Source organism: Enterococcus sp. DIV0086, assembly GCF_050498705.1.
GTDB lineage: Bacteria > Bacillota > Bacilli > Lactobacillales > Enterococcaceae > Enterococcus > Enterococcus faecalis.
In genome coordinates this window covers 1,651,324-1,665,604 of the sequence record NZ_JBNIDN010000001.1, presented here as the reverse complement: position 1 = coordinate 1,665,604, position 14,281 = coordinate 1,651,324, and the positions used below count along the sequence as shown (strand labels likewise).

Annotated in this window: 13 protein-coding genes; 10 read left to right on the top strand and 3 right to left on the bottom strand. The window is 36.8% G+C overall.

The genetic code is table 11. The features are described from left to right. Nucleotides 1-60: 60 nt before the first annotated feature. Nucleotides 61-1,716: a peptide ABC transporter substrate-binding protein gene (locus tag IGI63_RS08085; protein ID WP_002355011.1), complete on the bottom strand. Its 1,656-nt coding sequence runs from the start codon at nt 1,714-1,716 to the stop codon at nt 61-63. Nucleotides 1,717-2,034: 318 nt separating this feature from the next. Then, nucleotides 2,035-2,376 carry a PepSY domain-containing protein gene (locus tag IGI63_RS08080; RefSeq protein ID WP_002355012.1) on the bottom strand — a complete coding sequence of 114 codons (342 nt, stop codon included), beginning with the start codon at nt 2,374-2,376 and terminating at the stop codon, nt 2,035-2,037. A 306-nt stretch (nt 2,377-2,682) separates the two neighbouring features. Here IGI63_RS08080 and pepA point away from each other — a divergent pair, with 306 nt between their 5' ends. The 4 genes from pepA (at nt 2,683) to ytpR (ending at nt 5,519) form a co-directional block, all read left to right on the top strand. Next, on the top strand, nt 2,683-3,759 hold the full coding sequence (gene pepA, locus IGI63_RS08075; RefSeq protein WP_002355013.1) for a glutamyl aminopeptidase: 1,077 nt from the start codon (nt 2,683-2,685) through the stop codon (nt 3,757-3,759). 11 nt (nt 3,760-3,770) lie between these two features. After that, on the top strand, nt 3,771-4,085 hold the full coding sequence (locus tag IGI63_RS08070) for a thioredoxin family protein (RefSeq protein ID WP_002355015.1): 315 nt from the start codon (nt 3,771-3,773) through the stop codon (nt 4,083-4,085). Nucleotides 4,086-4,232: 147 nt separating this feature from the next. Continuing rightward, a complete protein-coding gene (locus tag IGI63_RS08065) occupies nt 4,233-4,688 on the top strand; it encodes a universal stress protein (RefSeq protein WP_002385249.1) in 456 nt (151 codons plus the stop codon). A gap of 210 nt (nt 4,689-4,898) precedes the next feature. Then, complete coding sequence (gene ytpR, locus IGI63_RS08060) at nt 4,899-5,519, top strand: YtpR family tRNA-binding protein (protein WP_002361057.1); 621 nt, start codon at nt 4,899-4,901, stop codon at nt 5,517-5,519. Nucleotides 5,520-5,565: 46 nt separating this feature from the next. Here ytpR and IGI63_RS08055 read toward each other — a convergent pair whose 3' ends face one another. Further along, a complete protein-coding gene (locus tag IGI63_RS08055) occupies nt 5,566-6,864 on the bottom strand; it encodes a S1C family serine protease (protein ID WP_002368406.1) in 1,299 nt (432 codons plus the stop codon). 400 nt (nt 6,865-7,264) lie between these two features. Here IGI63_RS08055 and rlmH point away from each other — a divergent pair, with 400 nt between their 5' ends. The 6 genes from rlmH to IGI63_RS08025 all read left to right on the top strand — a co-directional run bounded on the left by rlmH (nt 7,265) and on the right by IGI63_RS08025 (nt 14,237). Continuing rightward, complete coding sequence (gene rlmH, locus IGI63_RS08050) at nt 7,265-7,744, top strand: 23S rRNA (pseudouridine(1915)-N(3))-methyltransferase RlmH (RefSeq protein ID WP_002355021.1); 480 nt, start codon at nt 7,265-7,267, stop codon at nt 7,742-7,744. 242 nt (nt 7,745-7,986) lie between these two features. Continuing rightward, nucleotides 7,987-8,994, top strand: a complete 1,008-nt coding sequence (locus IGI63_RS08045) for a LacI family DNA-binding transcriptional regulator (protein ID WP_002359092.1) — start codon at nt 7,987-7,989, stop codon at nt 8,992-8,994. 1 nt (nt 8,995) lies between these two features. Further along, nucleotides 8,996-11,263 (top strand): TIM-barrel domain-containing protein, encoded by a 2,268-nt coding sequence (locus tag IGI63_RS08040; protein WP_429975626.1) that lies wholly within the window; start codon nt 8,996-8,998, stop codon nt 11,261-11,263. A gap of 15 nt (nt 11,264-11,278) precedes the next feature. Beyond that, a complete protein-coding gene (locus tag IGI63_RS08035) occupies nt 11,279-12,151 on the top strand; it encodes a carbohydrate ABC transporter permease (protein ID WP_002359095.1) in 873 nt (290 codons plus the stop codon). Next, the gene (locus tag IGI63_RS08030) at nt 12,148-12,972 is read left to right on the top strand and encodes a carbohydrate ABC transporter permease (protein WP_002404340.1); all 825 of its coding nucleotides are present in this window, start codon (nt 12,148-12,150) and stop codon (nt 12,970-12,972) included. The genes IGI63_RS08035 and IGI63_RS08030 overlap by 4 nt, the downstream gene beginning before the upstream one ends. Before the next feature lie 17 nt (nt 12,973-12,989). Further along, the gene (locus tag IGI63_RS08025) at nt 12,990-14,237 is read left to right on the top strand and encodes an ABC transporter substrate-binding protein (protein ID WP_429975625.1); all 1,248 of its coding nucleotides are present in this window, start codon (nt 12,990-12,992) and stop codon (nt 14,235-14,237) included. Nucleotides 14,238-14,281 lie beyond the last annotated feature (44 nt).

The following is a 14,281-nucleotide window of genomic DNA, read 5'->3' as shown; positions in this document are numbered from 1 at the left end:
TTTGGAACAATAGCCAAAATCGCTATTGTTCCAAATCTTTTTCTAAATTTAATCGAGTGATTATTCTTTATACGCCCACTTGAAGTCGTATTTAGCACCTGTTGGATGATAAATAATTTCTTTCACGTTTGGTGCACGTAAGTGTGATTCTGCTTTTTGGTAAATTGGCACAACACCCATATCAGCAATTACTGTTTTTTCAGCGTTGATTAGATCTTCCCAGCGTTTTTCAGGATCGTTAACATCTGTGGTTTTGGACGCAGCAATGAATTTATCGTATTCAGGATTGCTGTAACGTCCACGGTTATTAGAAGTTGAGCTTTCTAATAAATCTAAGAAGTTAATTGGGTCTGAATAGTCGGCACTCCAACCACGAACAGCGATTTGGAAATCCCCTTTTAAGGTACGATCTAAGCGAACAGCCATAGGGACAGGTGTCACAGTTACTTTTAAGCCTTCCAAAGTATCAGATAGTGATCCTTGAAGATATTCGCCCATTTTTTTAGCGCCTTCAGAGTCGTCTACCATTAAATCAACCGTTAAGTTGGAAACACCAAGTTCTTGTTTCGCTTTGTTCCAGTATTCCACAGCTTTTTTCTTGTCGTATTTGACTAATTTGTCGCTACCAGCTTCTTTAACAAAGTCTTCACCCGTTTTTGGTGATTTCGCGACATCCACAGGGACGAAGCCTTGTGAAGGAAGAGAGCCATTGGCTAAAATGTTTTTAGCTAATGAATCGCGATCGATGGCATAAGACATAGCACGACGTAAGTTTGCGTTGGTCAATGGTGATTTTTCATCTGCTTGATTCATTTCTAAATAGAAAGAAGAAGCGGCTTTTAATTGGACCAAGTCAGGCGAGTTTTGCATTTGTTGGGCCAGTTCGCCAGATAAATACGTATCATCCACTTCACCAGTTTCATAAAGATTTAAGGCAGTTGGGGCTTCTTTCACCACGTTGATAGCGACTTTATCTAACTTGACAGTCTCTTTGTCCCAATATTCTTCATTTTTAGTTAGAGACCATTTAGTATCTGTTCCGGGACCATCAAACTCAGTTAGCGTAAACGGACCATTGTAGACTGCTTTATCGCTACTCTTTGTATAATCTTTACCAAAACGTTCAACGATATCTTGACGTTGCGGCAAGAAAGAAGGGAAAGCCAATAAATCGTCAAAATATGGTGTTGCTGTTTCTAAAGTGATTTCCAATTCATGATCATTGATTGCTTTAATGCCCAATTCTTCTTTAGGTAGTTCCCCTTTAGAAATTTTTTCAGCATTTTTTACTGGTTCAAACATGTAGGCATATTCTGAAGCAGTGGCAGGGTCCACTGTTCGTTGCCAACCGTAAACGTAATCTGCAGCAGTAACTGGTTTGCCATCAGACCATTTTGATTCTTCACGTAATTTAACTTTGTAAACTAAACCGTCTTCTGAAACAGTCGCTTTTTCGGCTGCACCAGCAGGCGCGGGTTTGTTGTCTTTATCTAAACGATAGATTCCTTCGTAGACATTATTTAAAGTGGTAAAACTCACTTCATCTGTCGCAAGGGACGGATCGGCACTAGGCATTTCTTGGGATTCAACCATTGTGTATACTTGGTTGTCGCTGCCGCCGTTGCTTGCTCCTTTATCGTCACTGCCACCGCCGCAGGCCGCTAAAGCTAAGCTTGATAATACAAGTAATGAAGTAAATAAAACAGATTTCTTCATTTGACACGCTCCTTTTCATTTTTAGCAATACTCTCAGTATAATGTAAAAATGAAAAGGAGAAATTAAAAAATCGTTAGAAATGATTATTCTTTTATCAATTTTTAAAAAATGTCTAATCTTTTTTATGAAAAAAGTGGACAAACGTTGATAAGTAAAGATTTAAGCTGATTTCCATGCAGAAAACATTCAATTTTTGAGTATTTATTCATCATTGATTTGATTTTTTTGACATAAAATAAACATCCCTTTTACAAAAAACAAATGAGAAGAAAAAAAGATTGTTACAAAAGCAAATAAGTGCTTTTGTAACAATCTTTTTAATCTTTTAATCGTTGGATGTCAATGACAGTTCCTGTGTAGGCATCTGCAGTGAATTCGTATTGAACAATGCCGTCGTCTTCAATGCGGCAAATTCCTCCAGTATATGTTTTGGAGTGGATGGCGAATTTCCGCAAAGGCTTTTTCTCAAACTCAATCCACGAACCTTCAATCGGTCCTTCTTTTAAAAAAGCAGCTTTTACATTTTCTAAGACGAGATCAGCGGAGATTGTTTTTTTCTTATGGTAGAACAAGGTTGAGGCAATGCCGCCTACTAAACCAAGACCAACGCCTAGCGCTAAGCCGCCTTTAAAGTATGTCAACTCATTTTCTTCGTTCATTTGTATGACCTCCCTTGGTCGGTTTCTGCTTACTATTACTTTTGTCAGTATCACTCTTATTTTACCATAGAGAAGGGGCCGCTGAGAAATAAAAAAAGTTTTTCAATCATTCTTTTAGGGCATTCTCATTGTCACGTTTAAAAAGAGAAAGCGATGTGCATTTTCTAGTATTTGCGTTATAATAAGAGTGAAATCATATGAAAGGAGTACCTATTTTTATCGACAGGATAAAGTGACTTTTTAGAGAAAAAGTGACGCTTGGTTGGCGTAATTTCCAACAAATCAAAAGCAATAGGACATACATCTATGGAAGAAAAAACATTTCAACGAATCAAGGAATTAACTGAATTACAAGGAACCAGCGGATTTGAAGACGACATTCGCGCGTACATGAAAGAACATATCACCCCATTAGTGGACGATGTCCAATATGATGGTTTAGGTGGTATTTTTGGGATTAAACGTTCAAAAGTGGAAGCAGCGCCACGCGTAATGGTAGCAGCCCATATGGACGAAGTTGGCTTCATGTTAACTCAAATTAACGATAATGGTTTATTCCAAGTGGTTCCTTTAGGTGGCTGGAATCCCTATGTTGTTTCAGCACAACGTTTTACGTTAAAAACAAGTAAAGGGAACTATCCATGTATTTCTTCATCTATTCCGCCACACTTGTTGCGTGGTACGAGTGGTCAAAAACAATTGGAAGTCTCTGATGTGTTATTTGATGCAGGATTCTCTTCAAAAGAAGAAGCTGAAAGCTTTGGCGTTCGTCCAGGGGATTCCATTGTTCCACAAACAGAAACGATTAAAACAGCTAATGGCAAAAATATTATCAGTAAATCATGGGATAACCGCTATGGTTGTACGTTGGTATTAGATGCATTGGAAACGTTACAAAATGAAGAATTAGGCCACACATTAATTGCTGGAGCAAACGTACAAGAAGAAGTCGGTTTACGTGGTTCTAAACCATCTGTTCATAAATTTAATCCAGATATCTTCTTTGCGGTGGATTGTTCAGCGGCAGATGATATTCACACGAAAAAAGGGACATATGGTCATTTAGGTGAAGGAACGTTATTACGGATTTTCGACCCAGGTTTGATCACATTGCCTCGCTTACGTGAATACTTATTAGATACAGCAGCGACACACAATATTCCGTATCAATATTTTGTTTCTAAAGGCGGAACGGATGCTGGGGCAGCGCACACAACTAATAACGGTGTACCAAGTACAGTCATCGGCGTTTGTGGTCGTTACATCCATACGCATCAAACAATGTTTAGTATTGCGGATTATGAAGCAGCGCGGGAAATGTTGTTACAAGCATTACGTGGCTTGGATAAATCAACAGTTAATACAATTGTTTACGGAAAGTAGAGGATGTTTAAATGATTTATCCCAATTCATTAGAAGAACTAGCAACTTATGTTGAAAAAGGTAAAAATGTTTTCTTCTTTACTGCTGATTGGTGCGGAGACTGTCGTTTCATTAAACCAGTCATGCCTGAAATTGAAGAAGCATTTCCAGCTTTTCAATTTATCGAAGTCGACCGTGATCAGTTTATTGACGTGGCTGCCGAGTGGAATATTTTTGGTATTCCGAGTTTTGTCGTAATTGAAAACGGTCAAGAGTTAGGACGCTTAGTAAATAAAGATCGAAAAACAAAAGAAGAAATCAGTGCATTTTTAACTAGCTTAGGCTAATTTTCATGAACCAGAGGAACCATTAAATTAAGAGAGAATCAGCTGGACAAAAGGGCGTTCTGCGCAAGGGTCCTAAATTCATTTTTGACTCTAGGTTCTTAGTCAAAGAAGCCTTTTAGATCAGCCTCCATCGGGAAGGTGACGAAAATGGAAGAACAAATGTATAAAAATATTCTTGTCGGCGTAGACGGTAGTGATCAAGCTAATTTAGCTTATGAACGTGCAATTGAGGTTGCTCGTCGAAACGGAAGCCGAGTCATTGTTGCAAATATTTTAGAAAATCAAGTGTATACAATGATGGGGTATTCGACGTTAAATGATCAATTAATTGATCAAGAAACAGCCGCTGCGGAAGAATTAATGGCCGATTGTAAAAAGTATGCTGAAAGCGTTGATTTTCATAATGTTGAAACAGTTACCATGTTTGGTTCACCCAAAGAAGTCATGAGTCATGAATTACCTGAAAAATACAATGTTGATTTAATTATGGTGGGACAATCAGGATTAAACGCAGTCGAACGTGTGGTCATGGGAAGCGTCAGTAGCTACATTATTCGTCAAGCCCCTTGCGATGTCTTAATTGTTCACTCTGAAGAAAAATAAGCAAAAAAAGTTATTGATTGAATAGAGAGTTGACCCTACGTTTCTTTTGTTTTTTCAAAGGATCAGCGGCTTGTCACTCAAAATTGAGGACTTGGAGAATAAGTCGTAGCGACATATTTTCCAAGTCTTTTAGTTTTTCGACAAAAAAGTATGCACAAGGGGTCAATTTTTGATAAGATAAGACAGGAAAACGACAGAGGAGGAACAGAAATGATTTTTGCATATAACAAAGAACACGTTGGCGATGTCTTACTTGTCATCGTTGCGGACGATCAAGGGGCGGAAAACCAAGTAAAACGTGTCGGCGATGTGGCACGTGTAAGTTTAGTTGAGGCGCCAGAAACAGTGGTAGCTTGGAATATTTTCAATGCTTCAGCGCTTCTAGGTGACATTAATGGCACCGGCCAAGTGACTTTAACAGACGAACAAATTGAAAAAGTCAATACAGCGATTAAAGATGCGGGATTTTCAGAAACCCTTGAAAAAGACGACACCCCTAAAATTGTGGTCGGCTTTGTCAAATCATGTAAAAAACACCCAGATTCAGATCATTTATCTATCACACAAACAGAAGTAGACAACGGCGAAATCTTACAAATTGTTTGTGGCGCACCGAACATCAAAGCAGGACAAAAAGTAGTTGTGGCCAAACCAGGCGCAATGATGCCTGATGGTTTAATGATTTGGCCAGGGGTTTTACGTGGTGAAGAAAGTTTTGGAATGATTTGTTCAGCAAAAGAATTACGTTTACCAAATGCACCAGCTAAAAAAGGAATCTTAGAATTGCCTTTTGATGCAGAAGTTGGTTCTGCATTTGCGGTAGGAGAATAAAAGAAAGAAACGACCTGTTGTTCAGACAACAGGTCGTTTCTTTCTTTTATTGATTGCTGCGATTATTTTGTTGTGTTAAAGCTGATTTATCAATGGTTAAATCGATGGTTGCTTTCATTTCTTTAGAACCACGATAATAAGTCACTTCCATTTTGTCGCCAACTTTTTTCTTGTAAAGCGCGCTTTGTAAATCTGTAGTAGAGCTTACGTCTTGGCCGTCAACTTTCGTGATAACATCGTATTTTTCCAATCCAGCCTTTTCAGCAGGGGTCGCTGCTTCAACACCACGAACCACTACGCCAGTTTTTACAGAAGCTGGAATTTTTAAAATTTGTTCTTGTTGTTGTGAAGAGATACCTGTTAAATCAGACATCGTAATCCCGAGAGCTGGCCGCGTCACTTTACCATCTTTTTCTAATTGGTTGATAATGTTGACTACGTCATTACTTGGAATGGCAAAGCCCATCCCTTCAACGCTCACTTGACTAGTTGATTGCACAATTTTTACTGAGTTAATTCCAATGACTTGTCCTTCAATATTGATTAGTGGACCACCGGAGTTTCCTGGATTGATGGCAGCATCGGTTTGAATGGCATTAATATTGATGGTTTCACCAGACTCGTTTTTATTGGTAATATTTCTATTCACAGAAGAGATGATTCCTTGTGTGACAGAGTTAGCATAATCAGAACCTAGCGGGGAACCAATTGCAATAGCAGGCTCACCGACTGTGATTTTACTAGAATTCCCAAACTCAGCGACTTGATCAACTTTGTCGGAAGAAATTTTAATCACGGCTAAATCCGTGTAAGCATCGGTTCCGACTAATTCGCCTTTCACTTTGGTACCATCAGATAAAACAACTTCCAATCCTTGCGCTTTATCTACGACGTGGTTATTTGTCACGACATAAGCCGTTTTACCATCTTTCTTATAAATAACCCCACTACCTTCACTGGCTGCTTCTAAATCGTTACCATTGTTGCCGGAAGAGTCTTGAGTACCTTCATTCCCACCGAACAATCCCCCAAAAGGATCATCTGCCGAAGAATTGTTGCTAGCACTTTGCATATTAATGACAGAAACCACAGAATTTTGAACTTTTTTCACGGCTTTTGTGACATCGCTAGACACATTGTAACTTACATTGCTGACTTTTGTGTCGCCGTGATTAGTGGATGTCGTCGTCGCCGCATTATTTCCGCCGTTGGGTGTGGGAATAATCCCAGAATAAGCGCCTCCTAGAATAAGGGCGCCACCAAGTAAGCCGCCAGCTAAACCAATCCCAAATTTTTGCAATAAACTTTTTTTATCTGAATTAGGTGTAACATCTTTTCGTTGCATAAAATAACCTCCCAATAAGTGCATCTGAATTTTCTATATTAAGTATATCTGTTTCCTACTCCTTTAGTCTATCGAATAGCTTTGAATTTTTTATGAACAACTTAGGGAAAAATTACAGAAAAAATACGAATGAAAAAGTTATACACAGAAAAATGTGAACAAATCGGGAATAACTCTGTGTACAGTTTTCAGAAAAGTTATCCACAGAATGTGGATAATGTGGACAAATCAGTGGCGAATATGTGTTTGTATTGAAAAAGCTGTTAAATAAAGTAATTTTTTAGTTTGTTCTGTGGATAACTCTGTGTATATGTGTATAAGTATGTGGAAACGTTGTGGAAAGTAGCCAAACTTCGTGCTAAAATAAGAAAGAAGAGAAAACGAGAAAGTAGTGGAATAGGTGAAAATTAAACTAGTAACAGTCGGAAAACTGAAAGAAAAATACCTGATTCAAGGCATTAATGAATATCTGAAACGTTTAAATAGCTATGCCAAGATGGAAATCATTGAAGTACCAGATGAAAAAGCCCCAGAAAAACTCAGTGACGCTGAAATGCTTCAAGTCAAAGAAAAAGAAGGCCAACGTATTTTGGGGAAAATTAATGACAACGAATACGTCTTTGTTTTAGCCATTAATGGCAAACAATTATCTAGTGAAGAATTTTCAAAAGAAATTGAACAATTAGGGATTAGTGGCAAAAGTAATCTAACCTTTGTCATTGGTGGCTCCTTAGGTCTCAGTGATTCAGTCCTTCAGCGAAGTAACCAACAAATTTCTTTTGGCCGCTTAACTTATCCACATCAGTTAATGCGTTTGGTATTAGTGGAACAAATTTATCGCGGTTTTCGGATTATGAAAGGGGAACCGTATCATAAATAGGGGCGGTTTCCTAACGTAAAAAGGATAGCAAGAGCTTTGCAAAAGTAGTGAAATAAGCAGGAGGTATGGTAACAAGTTATACTATGTGATTTTCAAAAGATATAGAACTCGTTAACGAGACGAATAATCAATCGGTCAAAAACGTTATTTTTTGTTAATGAAAGCGTTGACAGCTGAATGCAACTATGCTAATCTTAATTCATAAAGTTAAACGTTTAACTTTATTTGATAGGAGTGTTTTTGTGAAAAAAATTACGATAAAGGATATTGCGCGTGAAGCAGGAGTCAGTATCGCCACGGTTTCAAATGTCATTAATAATAAAGCAAACCGTGTTTCAGAAAAAAAGAAACGTGAAATTCATGAGTTGATGGATAAATACAATTATGCACCTAATTTAAATGCTCGTTCCCTCGTAGCACAGGAATCAAAGATGATTGGTATTTTATATTACTCTATTAAAGAAGAAATCGATTTTGGCGATCCATTTATTGCTGATTTGATGACCGGCTTAGAATTTGAAGCAAAACGACAAGGGACGTTCATCTTATTTCATGGATTTAATGAATTAAAAGACATTGATTTATTGCAAAGAAACTGGAATTTTGATGGTTTTATCATTATTGGTGCATTTAAAAATATTATTACAGAACTTGTTAAAAAAATCAGTAAACCCATGGTCTTTATTGATAGTTATTATGATCTATCTATCCAAAATCCACAAATTTTATTTGTCAATAATGATGACAGAAAACTTGCTTATGAAGCTACAAAAGTATTATTAAATTATGGGTATCGAAATATTGCCTTTTTCAGTCCAGCTTTTTCATTAAAAGATGATGGCGTAGTCCCACAACGTTATTTAGGTTATTTAGATGCACTTTTGGAATTTGGCTTGGCTGCTGACGATAAACTGTTATTTTCGGAAGAAAAATTGACTAATTTTATAGAAGCTGAAGAAACTTATTCCGCATCCATCATTAATTCAGATTATTTAGCAGCACAATATTTGTATAAATTAAGAGAAAGAAATCAGCAATTCAAGTCACTGATTAGTTTTGACAATAATATATTTTCTCAACTATTGAATCCTCCTCTGTCTACCGTTGATTTGAGACAAAAAGAAAAGGGACGTATTGCTGTTAAATTAATCAACGATATGCTTCAAAGGTCAGAAAAGCAGTTTGAAAGAAATATTATGATTGAAGGTCAGCTAATTAGTCGAGAGTCAGTATTGGAAAGGACAGAGTGAGATGGTAAAAGTATCAAGTAAGCAGAAAATAGTGGGAAAGGGATATCGATTTACAGTATTAACGCCACAGCTAATTCGAATGGAATATTCAAAAGAGAACTTCTTTATTGATGAGCAGACACAGGTGATTCAAAATAGAGAGTTTCCTGAGTTTGAGTTTGAACTAGAGGAAAAAAATGAACGGTTAGAGATTGATACGGAGGCGTTTCACCTAACTTATGATAAGAAAGCTTTTACCAGTCAAGGGCTGGTAATTACTATGAAATCTAATTTTACTGATTACAATAATAAATGGTATTACGGCCAAAAAGTAAATACTTTAAAAGGAACTGTTCGCACACTTGATAACGTAGATGGAGAAATTGAGCTAGAGGAAGGAATCATTTCTAGACAAGGTTATGCCATACTTGATGATTCCACCTCATTTATTGTATCAACTAAAGGTTTACCTAAATCAAAACAAGTGGAACATAAAGATATTTATTTTTTTGGTTACCAACATGAGTACAAAAAAGCACTCAAAGATTATTTCAAGTTAACTGGGGCAACACCGATTCTGCCTCGTTATGCACTTGGAAATTGGTGGAGTCGATTTTGGGCTTATACAGATCAGGAATATTTAGCGTTAATGGATCGATTTAAAAAAGAAGAAATCCCGCTTTCAGTGAGTGTGATTGATATGGACTGGCATCTTCGAGATATTCCCAGTCGATTTGGCAGTGGCTGGACAGGCTATTCTTGGAATCGAAAATTATTTCCTCAACCAGCTGAATTTTTAGAAAAGTTGCATGAGCGAGGACTGAGGGTAACGTTAAATGTTCACCCTGCTGATGGCATTCGAGCATTTGAAGATTGTTATCCGAAAGTTGCTGACCGATTAAAGTTAAACGTTTTACTTGAAGAGTCGGCAGAATTTGATATGACGAGTCAAGCATTTGTTGAAAGTTATTTTAAAGATGTCCATCATCCTTTAGAACAACAAGGCGTTGATTTTTGGTGGATTGACTGGCAACAAGGTGAACAAAGTAAAGAGGATGGTTTAGACCCTTTGTGGCTATTGAACCAGTATCATTTTGAAGATAATAACAAAACAAAAGATGGCTTGATTCTTTCACGATATGCAGGCCCGGGCAGTCATCGTTATCCAGTTGGCTTTTCTGGGGATTCGATTATCAGTTGGGAATCACTACAATTTCAACCTTATTTTACAGCGACTGCTTCTAACATTGGTTATTCTTGGTGGAGCCATGATATTGGCGGACATATGGGTGGAAAGAGAGATGATGAGTTGACATTAAGATGGATGCAATTCGGTATCTATAGTCCAATTAATCGTTTACATAGTTCGTCCAGTCCATTTAATGGAAAAGAGCCTTGGAATTTTCCACCAATGATTGAAGAGGCCATGAAGGAGTCCTTGAGAGAGCGGCATCGCATATTGCCGTATCTATATACAGCAAATGTAGAACTAAGTGAACAAGGAAGCCCTTTGCTACAACCTATGTATTACGAAAATCCAGAAAAAGATGCAGCCTATAACTATAAAAATCAATATTATTTTGGGAATGAACTTCTGGTTGTTCCAATCGTTCACCCTACAGATAAAACGTATAAATTTTCAAAAGAAGATATCTGGCTGCCCGAAGGAAAGTGGTATGACTACCATAATGGCTATCGTTATGAAGGGGATACTGAAATTAGTATTTTTCGAAAAATTAATGAAAGCGCTGTGTTTGTCAGAGGAGGAGCTATTATTCCAACCGCAGCAGATTTCCTCACAACAAAGCCAGATGAACTACCAAAAGTCATTGAATGGAAAGTTTTTCCTGGTCAGTCAGGAGAATATCATTTAATCGAAGAAAAAGAGGGTAAACGTTGTACTACTTCTTTCAAATTAGACTGGGAAAATTTGAAAGTGACAATTGCGATCAATGGTGAGTTATCGATTATCCCTAGTGACAGAAGTCATAGATTGATTTTACATTGTGTAGAAGCTGGTGATGGTTCTGCTTTTCCTGAAAATATTTTCCGAGCAGAGATTGTTGAACACTTGTCGTTACCAGTAAAAGAAATAGACAAACAAATGATGACAGATATGCTCTTTGAGCGCATTGATTTACCAGAAATTTCCTATGATTTAAAAAATCAATTATGGGAAATACTAGCCGATACTACAGATTTTAAAAATAAATTGTTAACTGTCAAGTGCTTTAAAGATGAACAGTTAACAGATTTATTAACGGAAGTCTTTTATATAGAAGAAAGTTAAGGGGGGAGGAAAGCGATGATTGGTTCAAAAAAAAACAATGCATTATGGATAAGTTTATTTTTACTACCGAGTTTGATGGGTTTTTTAGTATTTATTATCTATCCAGTATTTTATTCTCTTGGGGTGAGTTTTACTGATTGGGATTTAATCAATCCAATGAAATTTGTTGGGATAAAAAATTATCAAAGTTTAGTTAATGATTCTACATTTTGGAATTCTTTGAAAAATACGTTTCTGTTTATAATTGGCTATTTACCTTCCGTGATGATAATTGGGCTACTTGTGGCATTGTTGTTAAATAGTAAATTATGCTTAAAACCTGTTTTTAGAGGGGTTTATTTCTTACCTGTAGTGACATCATGGGTGGCGGTATCATTGGTTTGGAAATGGTTGTTTAATCCGAAGTATGGCTTGATTAATTATTTTTTGACAATGATTGGGCTTCATGGACCTAATTGGTTAAATGATCCTAAGACCGCTATGCTAGCTATTATTATCACAAGCGTTTGGAAAGATATTGGTTTTATCATGGTCCTTTATCTTGGTGGTTTGCAAAATATCTCTGTATCACTTTATGAGGCAGCGGATATTGATGGTGCTGATAAGTGGCATCAATTTTGGAAGATTACTTTACCTATGCTAAAACAAACAACCTTTTTTGTTTCAATGATTTCGTTAATTAATTCTTTTCAGGTATTTGATCAAGTAAATATCATGACAGCAGGTGGTCCTGGAGATGCAACGACAGTGTTGGTACAAAACATCTATAATTCGGCGTTTAAATATTCAGAAATGGGCTATGCGGCGGCTATGTCGTGGATATTATTTTTGATTATCTTAGTCGTATCGGTTGTTCAGATGTGGGGAGAAAGGAAGTTGACGAAATGAAAAAAGTAAGACTAGTAACGATTTTGAAATATCTGATCGTTCTTATGGGCTGCGGCATTATGATTTTGCCGTTTTTATGGATGGTTTCCACGTCATTAAAAGAACGTGGAGCGACAATGGTCTTTCCACCAACATTTCTTCCTGAAAATCCCATGATTGAAAATTATCAACAAGTAATCGACCGTTTTCCAATGCTAATATTTATGAAAAATTCAATCATTGTATCCTTGGTGACAACCGTGGGAACAATCATTGTAGCATCAATGGCAGCTTATGCTTTTGCCCGAATGCGTTTCAAAGGAAGAAACCTATTGTTTCTACTGTATTTGAGTACAATGATGATTCCGTCACAAGTAATCATGATTCCTCAATTTATTCTCTTGAAAAATTTAGGCTGGATTGATACGTATCAAGGACTAATTTTACCAAATATCTTTGGTGTGTTTGGTGTATTTCTTATGCGACAGGCATTTTTGAACATTCCTATTGAGTTAGAAGAAGCAGCTTTCATGGATGGTGCGAATCACTGGACTGTTTTTATAAAAGTTGATTTGCCGTTAGTAAAACCAACGATAGCAACATTGTTTATTTTTACATTTATGCAATCATGGAATAATTATTTGTGGCCGTTAATCGCTACAAGTAGTCGTGAAATGGCTACTTTACCTTTGGGACTTTCATTATTACAAGGTCGTTGGAGTACCAACTGGAACCTTGTAATGGCTGGCGTTGTAATTAGCGTGATTCCTATTTTAGCAGTTTACCTATTTGCACAAAAATATTTCATTCAAGGGATGACCATGAGTGGTATGAAAGAATAAAAAATGGAGGGAAAAATATGAAGAAAAAATTATTATTTATGAGCATTGCAGCATTGACGTTATTGGTATTAGGCGCTTGTGGTAGAGGCAACTCTACATCCGACAAAAACAAAACAGAAATAAAATATTATAGTTTTTCAGCTACACCTGATTATGAAGACCAGCTAAACGAGATGGTTGAAAAATTTGAAGCCGAAAACAAAGAAATCAAAGTTGATGTTGAATTAGTGCCGTACAACGATTATTTTACGAAGCTACAGACGTTGATGGCAGGAAGTCAAGCACCAGATGTTTTTGAATTGAACTATGAGAACTTTGTTTCCTATGCAGAAAAAGGGGCATTATTAAACTTGGATAAATACATTGCAGAGGATCAGAATTTTGACAGCAAGACATTGAATAAAGAAGCTTTTGAAGCATATCAGTATGATGGAAAGCAATACGGAATGGTTGAAAGTTTTTCAAACGTAGTGACTTTTTATAATAAAGATCTCTTTGACAAAGCCAATATCGACTATCCTACAAAAGATTGGACGTGGTCAGATGAAGTGGCAGCTGCTAAAAAACTGACAAATGCAAAAGAAAATATTTATGGCACGTATGCGCCTGTTACAATGAATGAATTTTACAAAGTTGCTGCTCAAAATGGTGGGAAATTAAAGGATGATGCTGGAAATTGGACAATCAATGATTTAAAAAATGTTGAAGCACTGGAATATATGGTGAACAACGTAACCAAAGAAAAAATAGCCCCTTCGCCAGAAGAAATGTCTGGTCAAAATTCAGAAGACCTTTTCTTAAATGGTCAACTAGCAATGGTTCATACTGGAATTTGGATGTTTAGTCAATTTAAAGAGGCTGATTTTGATTGGGATATTCAAGTTGAAGCTGGGAATGTAGAAAAAGCAACGCACTTTTTTGCGAATGGCTTAGCAGTTTCTAAAGATACCAAACATGCTGAAGCAGCCTATAAATTTACTCAATTCATGAGTGCGAGCAAAGAAGCTGCGGCAATTCGTGTAGAAAATGGGTGGGAACTACCAGCAATTACGGATGATTCAACTTTAAAACCATATTTAGAACAAACACCACCAGAAAATCGGAAAGCTGTATTTGAATCATTAGACTATCTAATTTTACCGCCAGTAGATAGTGATTGGAGTAAAGTAAGTGATACTGCAGATAAAGAATTCCAAAAAGTATTATTGAATGAAGAAAGTGCACAAGAAGCACTGGATAAACTTCAAAATGAGTTTGGAAAATAGATAAAATTTTTGAGTGTGGTATAGAAACAGGGGAGTCCCCGCAC

Excerpts from the sequence above, each read along its gene's own strand:
- ytpR (WP_002361057.1), top strand. The coding sequence starts at position 4,899 with ATGATTTTTGCATATAACAAAGAACACGTTGGCGATGTCTTACTTGTC.
- IGI63_RS08085 (WP_002355011.1), bottom strand. The coding sequence starts at position 1,716 with ATGAAGAAATCTGTTTTATTTACTTCATTACTTGTATTATCAAGCTTA.
- IGI63_RS08035 (WP_002359095.1), top strand. The coding sequence starts at position 11,279 with ATGATTGGTTCAAAAAAAAACAATGCATTATGGATAAGTTTATTTTTA.
- IGI63_RS08040 (WP_429975626.1), top strand. The coding sequence starts at position 8,996 with ATGGTAAAAGTATCAAGTAAGCAGAAAATAGTGGGAAAGGGATATCGA.
- IGI63_RS08070 (WP_002355015.1), top strand. The coding sequence starts at position 3,771 with ATGATTTATCCCAATTCATTAGAAGAACTAGCAACTTATGTTGAAAAA.
- IGI63_RS08030 (WP_002404340.1), top strand. The coding sequence starts at position 12,148 with ATGAAAAAAGTAAGACTAGTAACGATTTTGAAATATCTGATCGTTCTT.
- pepA (WP_002355013.1), top strand. The coding sequence starts at position 2,683 with ATGGAAGAAAAAACATTTCAACGAATCAAGGAATTAACTGAATTACAA.
- IGI63_RS08055 (WP_002368406.1), bottom strand. The coding sequence starts at position 6,864 with ATGCAACGAAAAGATGTTACACCTAATTCAGATAAAAAAAGTTTATTG.
- IGI63_RS08080 (WP_002355012.1), bottom strand. The coding sequence starts at position 2,376 with ATGAACGAAGAAAATGAGTTGACATACTTTAAAGGCGGCTTAGCGCTA.
- IGI63_RS08025 (WP_429975625.1), top strand. The coding sequence starts at position 12,990 with ATGAAGAAAAAATTATTATTTATGAGCATTGCAGCATTGACGTTATTG.
- IGI63_RS08065 (WP_002385249.1), top strand. The coding sequence starts at position 4,233 with ATGGAAGAACAAATGTATAAAAATATTCTTGTCGGCGTAGACGGTAGT.